General features: G+C 53.8%; 16 protein-coding genes and 2 CRISPR repeat arrays. Of the genes, 1 reads left to right on the top strand and 15 read right to left on the bottom strand.

Annotated features, from left to right (window positions below):
• Positions 1-88: 88 nt before the first annotated feature.
• The 14 genes from SPTER_RS00835 to SPTER_RS00770 all read right to left on the bottom strand — a co-directional run bounded on the left by SPTER_RS00835 (position 89) and on the right by SPTER_RS00770 (position 15656).
• The gene (locus SPTER_RS00835) at positions 89-727 is read right to left on the bottom strand and encodes a hypothetical protein (RefSeq protein WP_144348625.1); all 639 of its coding nucleotides are present in this window, start codon (positions 725-727) and stop codon (positions 89-91) included.
• A 3-nt stretch (positions 728-730) separates the two neighbouring features.
• Positions 731-1471 carry a 4Fe-4S dicluster domain-containing protein gene (locus SPTER_RS00830; RefSeq protein ID WP_144348624.1) on the bottom strand — a complete coding sequence of 247 codons (741 nt, stop codon included), beginning with the start codon at positions 1469-1471 and terminating at the stop codon, positions 731-733.
• Positions 1472-1482: 11 nt separating this feature from the next.
• Positions 1483-2724 carry an NAD(P)/FAD-dependent oxidoreductase gene (locus tag SPTER_RS00825; RefSeq protein ID WP_144348623.1) on the bottom strand — a complete coding sequence of 414 codons (1242 nt, stop codon included), beginning with the start codon at positions 2722-2724 and terminating at the stop codon, positions 1483-1485.
• Positions 2721-4157, bottom strand: a complete 1437-nt coding sequence (locus tag SPTER_RS00820; RefSeq protein WP_144348622.1) for an anaerobic carbon-monoxide dehydrogenase catalytic subunit — start codon at positions 4155-4157, stop codon at positions 2721-2723. Before SPTER_RS00820 ends, SPTER_RS00825 begins: the two co-directional genes overlap by 4 nt.
• Positions 4154-4705, bottom strand: a complete 552-nt coding sequence (locus tag SPTER_RS00815) for a 4Fe-4S dicluster domain-containing protein (protein WP_144348621.1) — start codon at positions 4703-4705, stop codon at positions 4154-4156. The genes SPTER_RS00820 and SPTER_RS00815 overlap by 4 nt, the downstream gene beginning before the upstream one ends.
• Positions 4706-4839: 134 nt before the next feature.
• Positions 4840-5646 (bottom strand): MetQ/NlpA family ABC transporter substrate-binding protein, encoded by an 807-nt coding sequence (locus tag SPTER_RS00810; protein WP_144348620.1) that lies wholly within the window; start codon positions 5644-5646, stop codon positions 4840-4842.
• Positions 5647-5934: 288 nt separating this feature from the next.
• Positions 5935-6292: a CRISPR direct-repeat array (repeat unit 30 nt; unit sequence GTTTCAATTCCTTATAGGTAGCCTAAAATC).
• 294 nt (positions 6293-6586) lie between these two features.
• Positions 6587-8887 carry a hypothetical protein gene (locus SPTER_RS00805; RefSeq protein ID WP_144348619.1) on the bottom strand — a complete coding sequence of 767 codons (2301 nt, stop codon included), beginning with the start codon at positions 8885-8887 and terminating at the stop codon, positions 6587-6589.
• Positions 8874-9305 carry a hypothetical protein gene (locus SPTER_RS00800; RefSeq protein ID WP_144348618.1) on the bottom strand — a complete coding sequence of 144 codons (432 nt, stop codon included), beginning with the start codon at positions 9303-9305 and terminating at the stop codon, positions 8874-8876. The genes SPTER_RS00805 and SPTER_RS00800 overlap by 14 nt, the downstream gene beginning before the upstream one ends.
• Positions 9302-9943: an RAMP superfamily CRISPR-associated protein gene (locus SPTER_RS00795; protein ID WP_170233084.1), complete on the bottom strand. Its 642-nt coding sequence runs from the start codon at positions 9941-9943 to the stop codon at positions 9302-9304. Before SPTER_RS00795 ends, SPTER_RS00800 begins: the two co-directional genes overlap by 4 nt.
• Positions 9940-10752: an RAMP superfamily CRISPR-associated protein gene (locus SPTER_RS00790; RefSeq protein WP_144348616.1), complete on the bottom strand. Its 813-nt coding sequence runs from the start codon at positions 10750-10752 to the stop codon at positions 9940-9942. Before SPTER_RS00790 ends, SPTER_RS00795 begins: the two co-directional genes overlap by 4 nt.
• Entirely contained in the window at positions 10730-12382 is a 1653-nt protein-coding gene (locus SPTER_RS00785) for an RAMP superfamily CRISPR-associated protein (protein WP_144348615.1), read from the bottom strand. Before SPTER_RS00785 ends, SPTER_RS00790 begins: the two co-directional genes overlap by 23 nt.
• Positions 12360-13088, bottom strand: coding sequence for a hypothetical protein (locus SPTER_RS00780; protein ID WP_144348614.1), 729 nt, complete (start codon positions 13086-13088; stop codon positions 12360-12362). Before SPTER_RS00780 ends, SPTER_RS00785 begins: the two co-directional genes overlap by 23 nt.
• On the bottom strand, positions 13045-14628 hold the full coding sequence (locus tag SPTER_RS00775; RefSeq protein WP_144348613.1) for a Cas10/Cmr2 second palm domain-containing protein: 1584 nt from the start codon (positions 14626-14628) through the stop codon (positions 13045-13047). Before SPTER_RS00775 ends, SPTER_RS00780 begins: the two co-directional genes overlap by 44 nt.
• Before the next feature lie 23 nt (positions 14629-14651).
• On the bottom strand, positions 14652-15656 hold the full coding sequence (locus SPTER_RS00770) for a DUF6602 domain-containing protein (protein ID WP_211367380.1): 1005 nt from the start codon (positions 15654-15656) through the stop codon (positions 14652-14654).
• A gap of 73 nt (positions 15657-15729) precedes the next feature.
• Positions 15730-16157: a CRISPR direct-repeat array (repeat unit 30 nt; unit sequence GTTTCAAATCCTCATAGGTAGCCTAAAAAC).
• Between the two features lie 1526 nt (positions 16158-17683).
• Here SPTER_RS00770 and SPTER_RS00765 point away from each other — a divergent pair.
• Positions 17684-18094 (top strand): hypothetical protein, encoded by a 411-nt coding sequence (locus SPTER_RS00765; RefSeq protein ID WP_144348612.1) that lies wholly within the window; start codon positions 17684-17686, stop codon positions 18092-18094.
• 143 nt (positions 18095-18237) lie between these two features.
• On the opposite strand, the gene SPTER_RS00760 is transcribed toward SPTER_RS00765, so the two are convergent.
• Positions 18238-18987 carry a Bug family tripartite tricarboxylate transporter substrate binding protein gene (locus SPTER_RS00760; protein WP_170233083.1) on the bottom strand — a complete coding sequence of 250 codons (750 nt, stop codon included), beginning with the start codon at positions 18985-18987 and terminating at the stop codon, positions 18238-18240.
• Positions 18988-19271: the final 284 nt, after the last annotated feature.

Here is a 19271-nt window from a genome sequence, read left to right as displayed (position 1 = left end):
GCATCAAGCCGCTGTCTATAAGGCTTTCGCCGAGGATCGCCGGCAAGTCCTGCCGGGAAAAACAGAGAAGCGCCCGAGAGCCTTCCCGTTACCTAACCGTAACTGTAAACAAGGCACAGTATTCATCAATAAGCATAGCCGCCCGGGCCGGGTTGAAGATGCCGCAGCGGCAGGGCTTGGCCAGCTCAATACCGGCCTCGGCCGGTGTCATTTCGCCCTTTTTCACCTTGCCGATCAGCCGGCGGACCAGGCCCTGGGCCACCATGGCATGGCCGCACATTGTCGTGATCTGCGCTATCTCCGCTTCCGGCATTTGCTCCGTTTTGCCCAGGACGCCCAGGGAGTGCTCCACGGCATGGGGCTGAATCCCGGCCTGGTCGCAGCAGGCGAACAGTCTGGCAAACAAGCCGGAAATAGTCAGCGACATGCCCAGATCAGCCGCTTTTACCTCGGCCAGCAGCGCCGTCAGGTCGTCTTTGTCGGCCAGAACGGCATGAGTGCTGCTGGTGGTCAGCTGCTCATACAGCTCGTCATACGCTGTCACATATTTATTTCCCAGCTTAACATCGCCCAGGTTAACCGGATTATGCCTATGGGCAATCGCCAGGAATTGCTTCAGCTTGGGCAAGGCGCCTTCATGGTTGAAGCCCCGGGCCGGTAAGGCATGCATGGGGAAATCATTATCCAGATTTGCCGGCGTTCCCTGCCGGTGCAAGGTATGAGACACGGGTTACCCCTCCTTTGCCAGCGGCCTGCCAAGGCCGGTATTCATTTTGCCGTTTGGGGAAACCGGCCACTGCAGCGACTGCAGCAGGGGCAGGGTCGGTATGGCATTCCCCGGTTCCAGCACGGTAATCAGATCAACGCAAAAAACACAGTCCACCCCGGCGGCAGCGCCGCGGATAGCGGTCAGGACCGCCGGCAGCTGTGCGAGCGGGATAATCATCTCAATAATCGCCGACAGGACCTTTTCGTTAAGGACTTCTGCCTTGTAGCGGCCGGTTTGCGGATCGGCCATCAGCCGGGTGCAGGGATTATTGGGCTCAAACTCCACCCCCAGCCGCGCCAGGGCCATTGCCACCTTCTCTATATCATAGAAGCGGGCGCCGACGCTGGGGCGGCCCATTTCACAGGAAATGCCCACAAAGCCCCGCTTAATCCGGCCGGTGATCTCATTGGTTTTGATCTCTTCCGTACCCCGGCCGGCGACTTTGGTATCGCGATGCTCGACCGTCGGATCGCTAAAGGCCGACCGGACGGTGCGGGGCCATGCGTAGGCCGGCATATACAGGGCCCCGGCCGAACACACCCCGGCCCGCAGGCAAACGCCGCAGTCCACACATTCATCTTCATTAATCTCATAATACAGCTTGCCCGTACGGGGATCACGCCGGCAAACGGCGATCCGGCCGAGGGTGCAAAACTCCGTACACTGGCCGCAGCCGGCACATTTATCTTTATCGATTCGCATTTCAGCCCTCCTTAAAATGCCAGCAGGTCAACATAGCTGCCGGCCGCGCCGGCTGCGTCTCCATAGCCGCCGGCGTCCGTCCGGGCCATGACCCCGGCCAGTACCCCGGCCTGCCGGATATCGCCCATTAATAAAAAGCCGCGCAGGCGGTTATTCTTAATGACCAGCCGTTTATAGCCATGGCCGGTTCGCCGGATCAGGACTTCAGCCCCGTCGCCGCCCTGCACATTGCCGGCTGACACCAGCGGGACCCCGGCGATTTCCACACTGTTTTTCGCCAGATAGCCGCCATAGGCTTCTGTTGAGCGGCCTGACAGGTTGCGGGCCGCAATGATCCCCTGTTCGACCGCTGCCGGCCAGCCGGCCGACAGGCAGCGCTGCTGCGCCAATACGGCTATTACCTCGGCCGCGTCGCCGGCGGCATAGATATCGGCCTGGGAGGTCTGCAAAAATTCGTTGACCACAATCCCGGCCCCGATTGCCAGCCCGGCCGTCCGGGCCAGAGCCGTATCGGCCCTTACGCCGGCAGCGCACAGCACGAGTTCACAGGGCACCAGCCTTGAACCGGCTTGAATACCGGCAACCTTGCCGCCGCCTGTTGCCACCGCCGCCACCTGCACACCGGTCAATACCTCAATCCCCCTGTTCCTGAGAGCAGCTGCCAGGAGCGCCGCCCCGGTTTCATCCAGCTGCTGCGGCAGGACCCGGTTCATTCTTTCAATAACCGTCACCTGCAGGCCCCGCTGCCGGAGGGCCAGGGCTGTTTTTAAGCCGATCAGACCCGACCCGATCACCACGGCCGCCCGGGCCCCGGCGGCAGCCAACGCGATGGCCGCCGCCTGTTCCAGCGTCCACAATGTATACACACCGGCTGCGGTCATGCCCGGCAGTCCGGGCAGCACAGGCTGAGCCCCGGTGGCTAACAGCAGCCGGTCATAGGGCAGCCGCTGGCCGGAGGCCAGCTCAACGTAGTGGTCCTCCGGCCGGATAGTGACGGCCTGCACGCCGGTAAGACACCGGATGCCTGCTGCCTGAAACTGCGCCGGCGATTGCAGTACCGCCTCTTCAGGCCGGCGTTTGCCGCTGATGATATCCGGCAGATCAATCCGGCTGTAAAAACCGGCCTGTTCACCGGCAATTACCGTAATCGCCGCCTCACTGTCCAGCCGCCTTAATTCATTGGCCGCCGCCGCCCCGGCGGCGCCCTGGCCGATGATCAGCCAGGCGGGTTTGGCCTTCCCTGTATTCATCATTTCCCGGCCGCTGCCGCCAGCGCCTGCAATAACTCCGGCACCGCCGGCAATGGCCGGATATTGCTTCCCGGCAGAGCGGCATTGCCGGGGATAGCATCGTAACCAAGCCAGGCCGGGATGCCGGCCGCGGCAAAACCGACGGCTGTTGCCAGCACTTTATTGTGATTGATTTCCGGAAAAACCGCAGCCAGCGGCAGGCGCGGCGGCAGCACCGCCGCCAGGCCGAGCAGTTCGCCCGCGTCATGGCAGGAGCCGAGATGCAGCACCGGCGGCACAGAAGCCGGCAACACCGCCTGCAGCGGATAATCGCCGTGGCGCCAGTCAGGCCGGCACAAGCCGGCTTTGGCCAGGGCCGTGCCGGCACAGCCGGCGGTTACCACCAGATAACCGGCGGCAACGAGGGCGGCCGCCAGTTTGACCGGCTGCTCATCCTGGGTATTGGCCACAAGCCCGCAGCCGCCCAGGTACACAATTCCCTGGAGCTGCCCCTGTTCGTACTGCTCCGCCACCCGGGCCAGCAGGGCCGCACTGTTATCAGCCGTATAGCCGATCCAGGCCTCAGTAACAGCAGACGGTGCCGTAGCGGCCCGTGGGCGGCGCCGGCTGGCCTGGCGGGCCGCATGCACAGCCGCCTGATAGTCGATGGCCGGTGTGGCCTGGAGAACGGCAATGCCCTGCTGTCCGGCCAGTTGGCGGAGTGACGGCAGCACGCACTGGCGGCCGAGCACCAGCAGGTCGACCCGACCGGTCAGCAGCGGCGCCTCCTGCGAATCATAATTGGTTACCACCGGCAGCTGCAGGCTGCCGCTAAATTCGTTGCCACACATCCCGGCCAGGGTAACGGCGATATTTTCAGCCTGGGCAGCCGCCTTGAATTGGGCCACGACTTGCCGGTCCACATGGCCGTGAAACACAATATTGACAGTATCAGCCGGCAATACACCCAGATTCACCCCGACAACCGCCGGCTGCCAGGCCCCGCCGGTTTCCCGCTGATACCGGCCCAGCTCCGCCAGGGCCGCATTGGTACAGCGGCCAATGGTTTGCAGCCGCCCGGGCCCATCCGTAAACACCGGCATTTCATCATCAGTTACCACCAGCTGCCGAATGGCTTCGGCGCCGAAACCGCTGCCGGACTGGCCGGCGAGCTGCGTGAGCGCCACAGCGCCGTCGGCCGCTTTTTTCAGGAACTTGCCTGTCAGCAAAGCCTGATTATCCTGGCCGCAGATGGTATGCTGCGTTTCCTGCGCAAACGGATTCGTCCGGCAGGGCCCCTCCTGACAGTCGCTGCAGCAGATAGCCAGCCGGCCAAAGCCGCACTGCGGCTGCAGCGCCTCCGCCCGGTCCCAGATCAGGGGCGTCTGGCTGCGGTAGGCTGCCACCAATACCTGATTGACAGCAGGATCGATTGATTTTTTATGTACGGCTTTCATAGCTTGTCATCCTCTCCGGCAAACTCCAGACTAACCTGGCCCGGTTCGGCGTTTTGCAACGCAAACAGCGCCAGGCGTCCCCGTTTTTTCAATAGTATTTTCTGAAAATCAGCACTATCCCCCTGACTGAGAGCGCCAGTGGGACAGGCATTGACACAGGCCGGTTCTTCCCTGTGAATACAGGCATCACACTTGACGGCCACTTTGTAAGTATCGGACGGAACGATTACCCCGAAGGGGCAGGACATGACACACATCCAGCAGCCCCGGCATTTTGCCTGGTCCAGGAATATGACCTCGGTTCCGGGCTCCCGCTGCAGGGCGCCGGCCGGACAGGCCCGGCTACAGGGTGCGTCCTGGCACTGGCGGCACTGGAGGGGAAAGCTGCGGCCGGTCCTGCCGGCCACACTTACCCTGGCCATGGGCTTAGGGGTTTCCTGTACGGCCCCCAGCAGCGTTTTGCTGACCGAATCACGTTCGATCGCACATTGCAGTTCACAGGATTTGCAGCCCAGGCATTTTTCCCGGTCAATCCAAATTCGTTTCATACCTTGCTCCCTTCCCCTTCAGCGTGTGGTATATAGATAATAACAGAAAAGTCCTTGATTGAGGAACCGGAAATTCAGCACTCAACCAAGGCTTTTTTTTGCTATTTATAACTGCGGGATATTTTACCGCGGCCTTACCAGCCCGGCAGAATCGACCCCTGAAAGTGTTCCACCAGATATTTTTTGACTTCTTCCGAATGATAGGCTTTGATCAGTTTCTGGAACACGGGATTATCCTTGTCTTTTTCCCTGACTGCCAGAACATTCGTGTACGGCGAGCTTGAGTTCTCCAGCGCCAGGCCGTCGCGGGCCGGCACCAGGCCCGCCTTAAGGGCATAGCTGGTATTAATCGCCGCAATATCCACATCAGCGATCGCCCGGGGGATTAAAGCCGCTTCCAGTTCTTTGATCTTAAGATTTTTCGGATTCTCCACAATATCCAGGACACTCGCCGCCGCGCCCACTCCCGGCTTCAGCTTGATTAAACCGGCCTGGTCCAATAGCAGCAGTGCTCTGCCGGCGTTGGACGGGTCATTGGGTATCGCCACCGCAGAGCCGTCCTTGAGTTCATCCAGTTTTTTCACTTTATCGGAATAGATGCCCATCGGCAAAATAACGGTTTTGGCGATCGATACCAGCTTATAGCCCCGGTCTTTTACATGATTGTCCAGGAAAGGCTGGTGCTGAAAGGCGTTAGCGTCAATTTCGCCCTGATCGAGGGACGTATTGGGCTGCACATAGTCGTTGAACTCCACGATCTCAATCTTGAGCCCGTCGCGTTCTGCCACAGTTTTAACCTGTTCCAGGATTTCCGCATGGGGCCCGGAGGTGACGCCGACCTTAAGAATCTTAGCCTCCTGTTGGGGAGCTTCGGCCGAACCGCAGCCGCCGAGGAATAGGGCCGCAATGATTACCAGGTATAGAGCAAGTAACTTTTTCATGATATCCCCCTATGTATTAGATTTAATAATAGAAACAAAAAAAGGCGAATAGCCCCCTGCTACTCACCTCTGGTTTTCCAGTCAGTCAATCTGATTATTATTCTATTCGCTCTGGTCAAACTTGTCAAGACATTTTATGTTATCAAGTGCCGGTCCCTGCAGGCATAGAAAAGACAGGCTACTACTTCACCTTAAGAGAAATTCTCTTGTTTATGGTACGTAGCCTGCAAGCTCCTTATAGGAGTCTAAAATCGCGGTCTATGGTTTCGTCACGGTCCCACTTGTCCAGTTTCAATTCCTTATAGGTAGCCTAAAATCATTCAAGATGCTAAACATCTTGCAGTTACAATTGAGTTTCAATTCCTTATAGGTAGCCTAAAATCCCTCTTTTGGGCTGTTGCAGGGTTCTGACCATTTTTGGTTTCAATTCCTTATAGGTAGCCTAAAATCGGAAAAGATGTTGAGGTTCGTTATACGCAGTCCGGGTTTCAATTCCTTATAGGTAGCCTAAAATCCTGGCCCTGCCGGATGCAAAAGAGGGTGACGCAGGTTTCAATTCCTTATAGGTAGCCTAAAATCGACTTGTGTTATCGTGTCTTCATAAGCCGGGTAAGTCGTTTCAATTCCTTATAGGTAGCCTAAAATCCCATTTTTACCGCATGAAATAAGCGTTTTTAAATTCAGATTTAGAGATGCATAATACACCATTGCTAAAGAAGCCTTGCTTTACGCAGATTATTCTGTCGTCGATCTCCGGGTATTTTTACCTTACTGGACATCGACGACAGTTTTTAACTAGGCAAAAAACTAATCACTGAGTACATAAAACACATTTTTACTATTTTCGGCTTGTATAAGCTCAGGTCCTGCATAAATATGTAAGTATTATACATTCTTCCCATCCTGCCAGTTACTGTACAATCCAAATCCGTAAATTAAGTTAATGCTTTTTCCCTATTCTCTGCAAACGCCAATGTTTCGGATAGCCAACCTGTGAGGATTTTTCTTCCGCTATTTTTGTCGGCAGTTGGTCCCAGGTGATCAGTTCATTGTCATCGGGCAGTTCCAGTTTACTTTGCAGGTATTGGCGGAAATGGACGGTATCAAAGTATTTGCTGCCCCCCATGCCTGCAATAAAGGTGTCAATATACTCACCCCAGGTGCCGGCGGCAATTATCTCTTCCGTATCCAGAACCAGCGATGCAAAATCACAGCCGCTTTTCTCAAGTTCCAGTTTCCGCACTTCAATTTTTACCTTTCCATACCCATAAGGCTTGGCCCCACCAATGAGATCGTACGCCTGTTCCAACTCACAACGGTATTGCTCCGCCTGCGGGCCATACTGCCGGGTTTTTAACAGTTGTTTAGGTTCCAGGCTGAGAAGCAAAAGACCCAATTCCGCTTGGGTGAGATTATGGAAATAGATCTTCCCTCGCAGCAACTTCACGCTATCGCGTTGGATGATCGGTTTATTGCTCAGCATACCGGGATTCAGCCAATTTTCCGGTTTCCCTTTTTTTAACGTTGGCGGAAAAATATGATAGTATTTATACCCATTTAAACGTGGGCGCTCCAATTGCTCATAAGTCTGCAAGTCTCCCCCTGCCGGTTGCTCAAGATACATGGCACAAGCCGATGCACGCGGCGTTGGCAGCAGGAATGGCTGCAATGGCGGTTTGTGCAAGTCCGGGGTTTGCGTATCGCCAGGCTCAATATCTACCGGCGTAAATCGCAAGCGTGATTTATAAGCAGTGATTAAACCGGCCTGAGCTTGCCGCTCTGCCGGCTCAGCTGCCGTCTTCTCTGCAACAAAACCGAATAAGGCACCGGCGTAATCCACTTTCTCCGGTTCACGCCGCCCCAGCAGAGTGGTTAATTGATGCCGGTAAGGAATTTTAAAATAAGGGGTCCGGCCAACGTGACGCACCTCTCCCTGCTCCTGTTGGAAAAATACGATAAGCCCTGCCAGCGCGTTATTCTGCCGGCAAACTTCATCATATTTTTCAAAAATATTGTAAAACTCTTTTACTGATGTATTTTTGTCCGTTTGCCGGAATTTATCCAGATTCCGCCTATAAGCGGCAATGACGTGGGCAGGTACCTTGTAGGATTCCGGCAGGCTGCCACTGTTGCCGGGTGCCAGCACCAAATAATGGCTTCTTTTGGAGGAAGCATTGGTGGAGTTGAATAAATAAGCAGGTTCCGGCCCAGTCTGATAAGAGATTTTTATAATTCCCTGATTTTCATCTTTTTGCAAAAAAACTTTCTGCTGATAAGGGCGAAAATCCCGATTCTTTCTTAACTGCTGATAGCTAATGTACAGCTCTGCTTTCAATCCCCAGCGGTCAACCAGCTTCTGGAAAAACTCCTCTACATTGCCTTGCCCGCCCACAGGCCGTAGCTCTGCCAGCAGTTTCCGCTTAAATCCTGCCAGTTCGTCAGGCAAGGAATAATTTTTCTTGGCTCTAATGTCATATAGAATATTTTTTAATCGCTGCTGAAAACCATAGTTGCTCCGGAATTTATCCGCTATCTTGCCCTCAATGGGCTGCAATGCGGACTTTAACCGGGCTCGCAGCATTTTAATGGTTTTGGTAAAAGCATCAATTTGCTCCTGCAATTGCCGAAAACGCTCCAGCATTTCCGGTTCCCAGCAATACAAGGAACGGAAGCATTTCCCCGGCTGAGCCATTCCCATTTGCAGTAAACGGTGCTCTTTAATAGACAGAAAATATTTTTCGCCAATCTTAGGAGCAGGAATGATGTAAAAAGCATCGTCTTCCTTAACCAGAAATCCGGCCTGCACAGCATACTCGATGCCTCTTTGCTCACTGTCAGGATTGATTCTTTCTCTATAGTCCTTGCTATGTTTCCCTGTTAAGTCCCGGTACAGCAACGGTGTCGTGTCAATAAACTCCGGATAGCTGGCACTCAGAATTTCCAGATTCGCCCTTACCCGGCCGCGGATCTGACTGCCGCTCATGAAATAGCCGCCGCCCAGCCGCTGCCGGATCTCCAGTGCGAGGTCCGAATAAGGGGTGAGGGTGTATTCAATAAAGCCGGATAGCTTATCGTTCTGCCTGCAGTCATGCCCGGGAAGATCGCCGCCCCGGCCATCCGGCCTGTTCTCTGTCCCTGGCTTTTGATAGGGATAGTATGCGGTTTCGGCAAAGGGAACAAAGTCATAAGGAAGCAGCTTATCTGCCTTTCCGGCTCTGCTGCCGCGCCTATTTTCCGCCATGCGCATCACCTGCCTTATTCAATGTAAACAGCACCGTTTTTTCCACATAAGCCAAATGGTCCTCATCATATTTAATGTATTCCTTTACCGTCAGCGAGTGATATCCGCTCTGCTGCCGGAACTTCTCCTCCAGCTCATATTCGCGGGCAATAACCTCGCCTGCCGCAAAACCATTCCGGTCATGCAGCAGCGGCTCATACTGCACCAGCCGGTCCTGGCTGCGGGTCACAAAGATTTCCCCGGCAGCATTAAAAAAGTGCGCTTCCAGAAGCGTTCCGTTTTGTATGGCTGCCAGCAGTCTGCGGTGATCAGACTCCCCCGGCCGGCCCAGCAGCACGCAGTCCAGCGTATGGGCAATAAAATAATAATCATCATCCATAGCCAGCCTGGTAATATCAAAAGCGGCAAGTTCATTCATTGCCTGCACCACCCTGCAAAAGCTTCCCACCATACTTCCAGTTGCCGGCGATTGCCGGCCGACAAATCGGGACCCGTTTCTATATTCCAGGTTTCTCCACCACAGTCAATATTCACCGTCGGCGCCTTAAACTGCCCCAGACCGGCCACCGTCCGGCCGCCCAGCGGCACAAGTTCTGCCCCCAGACGCCGCAGGACATAAACCAGCGGGAATATATAGTGAAAATATCCGTCTGCAGCAGGCTTAACGGCCAGTTCCAGGCTGATGACAGCCGTTCCCTGAATTTCCTGCTGCCGCTTCAGCGCGCTAACATAACTGCCGCCAGTCAGCCGGTCAATTTTAGTATAAACAGGCTGGTCTGTCTGCGAACTGTCCCGGGCTACGGTGACCGGGGTCCCTGTAACCACTATATCATGTACGGTCAGTTTACCGGTACTGTCGGTACTGCCAAACAAATCCGCCAGATGTTTCTCAATCTTGCCGGGCAACTGGTCCGCCGCCATCGCCGGTGCAGCATGCGCCATGCGTCCAAGCAGACGGCGGACCTCATGCCGCAGCACACCCTTCAAACTGGCGGCCGGAATATAATACTCCGCGCCAGCCGTACGACCGCCATTAGCCCGATCTCTTTTTTTCAACAAACCGGTAAGCGGTCCGCGCCCGGAACCCACCGCCCGGGCGCCTGCATCCGTATCCGCCAGGGGAAAAGCCTGGTACACGCCGTAGGGAAACTCGCCCTGCAAAGTGAAAGTAGCGGCTCTCCTGGGCAACAAGGTATAGTGCGGCAGCGTCTGCCAGAGCACCTCCTCCGGGGCCGGCTTTCATCGCCGTCAAAAATAAACCTGTCCAGCGCCTGGCTGCTGCTCAGAGAAAATACCCTCTTTTGCAGCGAGTCCAGCGTAAACCGGCCAAAACCATTGCTTTTTCGTCCTCCCAGCACTATCGCCCCGCCGGCAAATCCGTTGGCCCAGGTGGCAACAACCTTCTCCAGTTCCCGGAGCTGCAGCCCGGCCTTAGCTTCATGGCCGGCCCACACATCACTCTCAATTGTAAAGCTGACCGTTGTCCCTGCCGGCAAATACTCCAATTCATATTTCTGATTTTGCTCAGCCGCGCCATAAACAGGGTTGATTTTTGTCCCTTGCCGGCGGGGAAGCGGGTCGCTTTCCTCATCCGCATAATTTTCCACTGTCCCGTCGCTGATGTGAATAGAGCTTGGCTTGAAGCCCTTTCTATTCCCGGGTTCGCCCTCGCCGCCCATTATTTTTTCAATCGCCTCTTTTCCTACACCCCCCTGCCGCAAGTAGTCCCGCAGCGCCCCACCCAGTGAATTCCCCAAAAGCACCGGCTTGCCGTTCGGATCTTTGACCACCTCGCTCTCGACAGCGCCGCAGCGGACCGGGGAAACAGCCCGGATTGCAAACTCAAAAATCAGCCTTTGCCACATCGGTTTTCCTCCCTATACGGATCGCCAGCCCCATTGCCAGCAGTTCCAGGATGAACTTTCTTTCGCGCTGTTTATCGCTTCCAGGTGCCGCGGTTTCGCTTTCCCCGGCATAAAACAACTGCCCCGATGCAGTTTGCAAATAACGCTGCCCATAACAGGCAAGCTTTGCATTCTCCGCTCCGGTCACGTAAGCCAATACAGCGATAAAAGGGCAGTCTGCTATAGAACACAGGCGGCTATCCTGCATATAGGGCCGGTCTGGCGACGAATCCCGTCTGTTCAGCCGCTGGTTCATATTTTGCAGATGATGTCTTTTTAATTGCGGGGAAAGCAGAAAGCGATCTGCCGCCGGTTCCTGCGTCTGTTCATCCGTCAAAAAGATTTTTTGCAGCCAGCGTTTTTTTGCTCGGTCTAACCCGGCAGCCAGAAGCTTCCACGTATTCCGGACATGTTCATTTTCTTCCATGGCAGCCGCCAATTGCCGCCAGCTTGCCTGAACCCCGCTGCTGTCCGGTTCCTTCTCTGCCGCCTGCTCGGCAATCTGCAATGCCTCCGGATAAAAAAGATTGACGCCTAACCAGCCAAATCCGTCCTGCGTTCGTTCTCCCACCAGCCGGCCTTCCAATTGATCCGCAATGGCTTGCAGCTGCTCTCCCGGCAGTTCCCGGTCAAAAGTATAATGCAGTACTGAGCCGGCCTTTATTGTGGTCTCCTTCGGATACCGGGCCTGCCAGGTGGCATTGTAGCCCTCGCTGATGCCGGTATGGACAAAGTGCTCTGCCGGACTGACCGGCTCACCGCTGATGCTCTCGATATACGCAGCAGGTATATCATTCTCCGGCTGGCCATAGCGGTTGCGCACCAGGACATCCGACAGGCAGGTAAGCCACAGTTCCTGCCCCGGCGCCTGCGGCCGGTCCTGAGCCGGCAGCCCCAGCAACGGCTTGATATCCTGATAACGCTCACGCACATCGTCGATTTTTTTCCACCGGCACAGGCCATAGCCGGAGCTTTTGGAGCCGCCCAGATAGATCGTCGTTTCCTCCTCCGGAAATACCGCCGGCAACAAAGGCGCCAGCACCTGGTCGCAGCGAAACACCGTACGGAAAACCTGGCCGGCGGCGATCGCCTCATAACGGAAGAGATTGTCCCGTTCCTCCCGGTCCGGGTTCCTGCTTGTATTGTGATGCAGCCGGTATTCCTTAGCCACTTGCAGCCCGCTCAGGCTTACCCCGTCATAAGTTGCCAAAAAGCGGTAAGGCAGGGTGTTTTTCCGGTCCTTTGCCGGCCCGGCCGCTAATTGGACAACCGCCGCCCTTTGTGCCGTCTGGTCGCCAAGCGCCTTTTGCCGCCGCCAGTCGTGTTTATTCAGCCGCAAATGCTGCGGTGCCGGCAAATAGAGACGGCCGTTGCGGTAGGGATACGCATTATGGCAGGCTGCTTTAAGCAAAATGTCCTGCCAGGCGGACGCAAACAAGCCCTGCTGTTTTAAACGTCCAATAAAGGCGCCGCGAATGGTCGAGCCGGGTATATAGTCTTTCGCCGGTTCCCGCTGGCTGGCCTTACTACCGCCGGCCCCGATTTTGAGCGGTTCCTGATTAATAATCTCAATAACCAGATAACATTCCATGATGCACCTCCGTTTCCCGGCCTTTACCGCTTGTGAACGGTACGCTTTGCCCATTGAGCAACAACCGTGAATCCACCAGGCCCCGTCCCCGGTGGATGCCCGCCCCCAGTCTTTTCAGCGAACAGATAATCCGCTGTAAGTCGTCCAAGTACGGCTCCGGGTCGGCCGTAAACCGAACAGTTGCATAAAATGTCAACCCTGGTTTTACCGTATGATAGGTTGTCAGCCGCCCCTCCTTCGCCGTTCCTTCCTCAAGCTGAATGCCTGTCCGGATATGGGTCTGGGCCTCAATTAAATCCAGCGGGCCAAGAAGGCCCTCCCCGCCGCCGTCCTGCAAACCAATCAGATACTGCCGGAGCCGTTCATCCAGCGCCAAATGCCCTAATTGCATAATGCCCGGCTGATACAAAAGCCGGCGGTCCGGTGAAAGGCCTGTCAGGGAAGCCTCTTCCCCGTTCATGCCAAATAAAACAGCCATAGCTTTCAAAAACGCCTGTGCCCGGGCCTGATCAAAACTCCGGTAGCGCTCCAGGAGCCAAAAGGCCTGCCGTTTTAACTGGCCCTTTAAAGTTTTGGCATGTAAATATACCAGCCCGTACCGGTCGGTCAGCACCCGGTCTTGCACCTGATTGCTTTCCTTTTCCCCGCTGCTGAAGATTGCTTCACTGCGAAGCCGCACCTCGATCTGATAGGTTGTTTCCGCCATATGCTTCCTCCTCCTGTACAGCGATAAAGGGGCTGATTTCCAAAATATCGGGCAAGATATAGGTCCGGGAAAACGGCACACCCTCTTGTGCGGTAGTCAGAACGGCATGTTCCCAGACTCCGGCGTGTGAGCCAAAAATCCGCTCGGCCAGCTCCGTCAGCTTACCACTGTCCCGGTGAGACTCAAAAAACAGACGGTACGGTTCCCAGCCGCAATAAAAATGCTTGCGGCACTCCGCCAGCAGCGAAGTGCTGACATGCTTGCGGACGTTCCGCAAAAAGTCAATAAACGCATCATAATGACAAATCCCCTGGACCGTTACCGGCGCCGCCGGCTCTGACCGGTCCACGCGCAGGGGCTTAACATGGAAGATTTCCTTCACCGGACCCGGCCGCCGGCACTGCTTATAAGGCTGAGCAACCGGCACCGGCCCCTGCAGCACCTCCCAGTCGATAAAGCTGCCATTGCCGGCCGGAACATGATAAAGTCCTTCCTTTGCCCGGCTGCACAAGCCTTCCGCTGCCTGCACCAATTCAAAAAACGGATAATGATAGCGGGCAATCGCCACTCCGGCGCAGGCCGTCAGATAACCACCCGCTATCACCCGGCCCAACAGGGCATTATTTTGTTTCTGCCGGCCGGAAACCGTTTGGATTGACTGGAGAATAGCGGCCGCGATTGCAATAGCATGCTCCGCCTCCGCAATCAGACATATATCATCACCGGCCATCAGCACCGGAGTGATGCAAATCGGCCGGCCCTGCTCCCGGAAGCTAGCAGCACAGGTACACAGAGCTTCCCTGACCGCTTCCTTATAGATAGCTTCGATGGTAGTGCTTAATTCCTTTATCTCCGCAAAGCAGCCGGCGCCTGCGACCATTTCACCCATTTTATTGCCGTCAAGGGCAATGACGCCGATATAGCTTTTTCCCTCTTCCGCCTTTTGGTAATCTTTCAGCTCGGTGGTAACAACAAAATGCTGCGACGATACAAGCGCCTGGAATTTCTCCTTTAAATACTCCCGGGCTGCTTTCGTTTCCGGGGAACTCTTCGCTTCACGCCGCACGGCCTGTCCGGTTTCATCAATTTTCTCCACACCATAGGTCCATCGCCGGAAACGGGACCGGCGCCTGTTTTTTTGTTTATCTGCCGCCCTATGCAATTTCTCAAGCAGTTGTTTATCATTGCCGGGGCACCGGTCAGGAACTTCGTCGTCCCCAACCAGACTGATATAAAGCTCCAGGTCCGGATGCCGGCAGAGAACCTCTCTGGAAAAATTCTTGACAAATACTTCCGCTATATCCGGTGAAGCAAAGCGGATAATGCTGTTGCCGCCGCCGGAATAAACAAACGTAAACTGTCCCGGATGCGCTTGCTCTAAATAAGCGCTGAGACAAAACCCCTCCGGCCGTTCCGGTTGGTCCAGTTCTTCCGTGATGGCCTTAATAATAAACGAATTATGCAGATTGTCCCGCAGCTTATTATTCTTGTAGATAAACTCCTGCTTACGGGCGACATCAATATAGGCATAGACGGCCATAAAAAACCTCCTTCTTCCCTACGCTACGCATCATTCTGTTCTACTTCACAGTGCGGCTGTTTGCGGCGTTTTTCCTTGATTATTCCGGCTATTTTGTTAAATTGCCGCGCATAGGCAAAATGAGGAAAAAGCATCGGGTTATTAATCAGCATCAGCAGTTGGTTAAGCTGTAAATTCAGTGACAATACCGGGTTATCTTCAATTTCTAAATCGGCAAGAGTATTGTTTATCTCATTAGATTCATTCGTGAAATTAAGCCCCTGCCAGGAATCGGGATCATTGTTAGATATAGCCGCCTCTTTTAAAACAAGGCACTGTGAATCATTGTCCGCAGAACCGGTGCAATTTAACTGCTGCCCCCACCAACCCAAGCTTTTCCGCTTATTGGCAACATTAAGCTGAAAGTGAACAGCCTCGTCCTTTTTTCTGGTAATAATAAAATCAAAAGCTTGCTGCAATTTTTTAGTTCCGTAACCTTTCTGCAAACAGGCTAAAATCTTGATTGGACGGGTCCCGGTCTGTATGCGATTGTTCAAACCCATAACATAACCGGTCGCTATTCTGGCAATGCCTGCCTGGCATGTCCGTAAAGCGTCAATTCTTTCCACCCACTTCGTCAACTGTGTACTCCCCGGCTTAACGCTCTTACATTCAATGACTACCGCCACCGCCTCAATTGGAATAAACTTCAGCGTGTTATACCGGAACACATAGGGCGTATACTGTTCGTCGTAAACGGCGATATCCACTTCCCGCGATGCATTGCCATAGGAATCAATAATGATTACCCCCTGGGACAGAGAAAACTTCTGCGGAATAATATCCCGGAAAAATTTAAGCCACATTTCCTCCCGGCAATGGCCGGTCAAACCACCTTGTATCGAGGACAGCTTCAGCTCATTCACCATCTTCCGGTTCAAATCCTGATAGTTCTCATAAATTTTTTCAAAAACTTCCCTTCCACTCAGCTCTTTCGTTTCTTCCTTCTCATCTGCCAATGCTTCATCCCTCGCTTTACCCCTTTTCACCGGAAAGCTGCAATATAACGTCTTATAATCAGGCTAAAATGGAAAAGAGGGGTTAAAATAGATTATTCGGATAATTTCAAGTCCTTATAGGTAGCCTAAAGACGGACTCACTCAAAATGAAATATCTGACGTGTTTGCGTTTCAAATCCTCATAGGTAGCCTAAAAACGGTAAAACACATGGCAGACCATAGTGATTTACTACAGGTTTCAAATCCTCATAGGTAGCCTAAAAACCTGACGCGCACAGGCTGCTGCGGATGCCCTATATCGGGTTTCAAATCCTCATAGGTAGCCTAAAAACTCCTAATTCGCTTCGTTGCGCATAGTTGGAATCCATAAGTTTCAAATCCTCATAGGTAGCCTAAAAACTTCCAGATGATCTATTTTTAGAGTTGCATACGTATGTTTCAAATCCTCATAGGTAGCCTAAAAACGGGTGACAATGTAATTACCGTTTCTGCTGGTTTAATGTTTCAAATCCTCATAGGTAGCCTAAAAACCCATCTTCACCGCCTGGAATCGGCCTTTTATAATCAGGCCTTTAAAACCATATGCGGTCTTAGCGGCGCAAAACCTTTATTTCCCGCTAAGTATCTTGTCGTCGCTCTCCAGGCATTTTTACGCTATTACTGATCGACGACAAACTTCCCGGCTGGCAGGGCTTAGATCAACGTTGTGGTTATTTTTGGTTTTTTCGACTTTACTCTGGCAAATCCTGCAAAAAAATAAAAATTCCCGAACTATTCGCATATTTACGGCTCATCTTTCCTCGCCCCCCAGAAAAACCCCGGTCGGCCGAGCCGGTCTGTACTTGCAAATTCCCGCAGACAAGCTATATGAAATAGGCGGATTAGAAATCCGCCCCTTCCCGAACCGTACAAACGATTTTCACCGCATACGGCTCTCCATATTCCAAATGAGTTATCGTCGACTGAGTTGATTAAGCTGAAACCTGTTGGTTTCGACATTGGCAAAACAGGGATTGCATAAGGGTATCTGACGCCGGTTGATCGTCAGCGTTATTCCGACGACGATAACCTTCCAGTCTTTCCATGAGTTTTGATTGCTCCATCCAAAGCAACTCCTTTCAAGGTTGGAACTTGGAATACTGCCCGCCTTCACCATGTGCCTTCCATTACAGAAGGCCGTTAGGCTACTATTAGGGCTCTCTGCCATATACCGTCAGCCGGTACTTAGGCAGGTCACGTTTGACAGCTCCATATAGTGTCTCCATACGTAGGTACCCGGTTGGTCGTTTACCCCGCTTACCGCGGGTGCGTCAATAGGCCTGCTTATACCCAATCTAATTAATATTGGAGATACCCATTGATACCGGAGTTTGCGTCCGGCAGCGCCTATACAGCCACAGACCCGGATTCAGCCCACAGGCTTTACCATATATGGCCTGACTCGCCAGGCTACTCGATAGCAATTGCTGTCTAATCCTGACTTTACCGACATGCTATTGTCCCCCAGCGGCTTTCGCATAAGGTAAGTCGGTTGTCTTACATCGCAACGCAGGAGCGATGATTTCTATGAAATATATATGAAGCGCACCACGTGCGCACAATTAAAAATAGGTGGAAATTCAAAAGTCGCCGTGACCTGAAAGTGTTCCCAGCACTTCCAGGCCCGCGCAAGGTGAGTACAACACCTACACGTAACAGCCAAGCTGTCCACGACGACATGTCTATTATACACCGGGCTTTCGCCGCTGCACAAGCGGGAGCGCGCGGCGATAAAGGCGGTGGCCGGGCGGGCTGTGAGTGCGACTAAACACAGCAGCACATTGCTTCTCTCCTCTCTAGCCATTAGCGGCGGCAGGCCAGCCTGACCGCCAGGTCTGACCAGCTGTCCTGGCCGGCCTGGTCCGGCTTATTGGGTATTGAGGCTTTAGCAACCATCGAAGCCAAGCGCATGTGTAGGGTAACAACCTCGCATGCGCTTTTGATTTTCCCTGTAAAAGCTGGCGGCAGGGCTGACCGGCAGCAGCCTGCCCCAGCCTTACTATAGGGGGGGTATACATGTGGGTCACGAAAAAACAACCCGGCTCAGGCCAACGGTCCACACTGCCCTGGCCGCAGGCGTCAGGCAGCAGGCCGGGGACGCCGGCGACGGGCTAAAAAGTGTCTTAGCGCAGACTTTTGATCAGTACGTCTTTACCAGGGTCGACCATATCCTCAGCCTGGCCGAGGCGGATGATGACGGCTACCGGCAAACCGTCAAGGATGCCAGCAACGCCCTGGACCGGCTGCTGGCACTGGCCCGCAGGCTGAAGACCCAGCAGCCGGAAATGCTCGGTTTGGTCATGGATTTCGAGTCTTGGGCCGGACTGGAGTCCGGCAAGGCGGCGGAAATCGCCTACAGGCAGGGGCTGCGGGACAGCAGCCAGCTCCGCCAGGAGTTTATGGCCTATCTCCAGCAGCAGCAGGACTGAAGCGCAGCGGCGCCGGCAGGCCGTCGCGCCGGAAACCCCGGCAATAAAATGCAGCAGACAAAAAATTGCCTGCTGCATTTTATTGGCCTGCACTTCCCTCTCTAATCCCTGTTGGGGCTTAATACACAAATATCATTAAGTTATTATTTTTTTTGAGCTTTAATCTGCTCCATTATCCCGCTTTCTTGCAATGTTTTCTGCAGCTTCTGGCTATCAGCAATCCATTTATCTGTCGACTCCTGGGGGCCTAAATATTCGACCTGATTGCCAACCCGCTCCATATTCGCCTGGAATTCGGGGTCATCTATGATGGCCTTTATCCCTGCTGCCAGCTTATTTTTTATCGCCACCGGCGTCTCTTTGGGAATGGCGATTCCATGCCAGTTATTCACAGTGATGTCAAAACCTTGTTCCTTAAAAGTTAGCACCTGGGCAAACACCGGGTCTGCTATACGGCGTTCACCCGTTACGGCCAAAATCCTTACCGTACCATTTTTTACATGCTCTTTGATGGATACGGGATTAACCAAAATAAGTTGAACATGACCACCTAATAATGCGGACACCGTCTCACCCCCGCCGGAAAAAGGCACTTGCGCAATATTAATTCCGGCCTCACGATTAATCATTTCCACAAGTATATGGGGAAAGGAACCCATGCCTACATTCCCAAACTTTACTTGTCCCGGCCGTTTTTGGGCAGATTCAACCAAGTCCTGCAGCGTATACCAGGGTTGATCGGCCTGTACTGCCAGCAACAGGGGGACTGAACAGACTTTCGGATAGTTTTGGGCTTTGATTTGTGTCGCAATCTTACCCAGTCTGGTTCTGCCTTTTATGTGATTTCTGTTCGTCAGGCCAGAGTTTTGCCGCCGGCTTCCTTCAGATTCCACCTCGCGATGGACACCCTTGCCTTTAGCTATGCGCTTGGCACTATCTACCCGCGCTCAGGACTTTCACCTGTTAGACTCCGCCCATGCCGGGCGCACAACAAAAACTGTCTGCTCAATTGGGATATTTTCTTCTAAAGCTTTTCAGCACCTTAGATAACAGCTGGTACTCCAACCTATCTAAAATCCCTATCCGGATTTTGCCGGTGACGGCCGATTCGGCCTGCCGGGCTATTTGAGCCGGGACAAGGGGGTAAGTAGCCCGGAGGAGTTCCACCCCCAGGCTC

Origin of the sequence: Sporomusa termitida (assembly GCF_007641255.1) — a bacterium.
Classification (GTDB): domain Bacteria; phylum Bacillota; class Negativicutes; order Sporomusales; family Sporomusaceae; genus Sporomusa; species Sporomusa termitida.
Note: the sequence above shows the minus strand (reverse complement) of the source record. Positions and strands in the feature narration are given on the sequence as shown.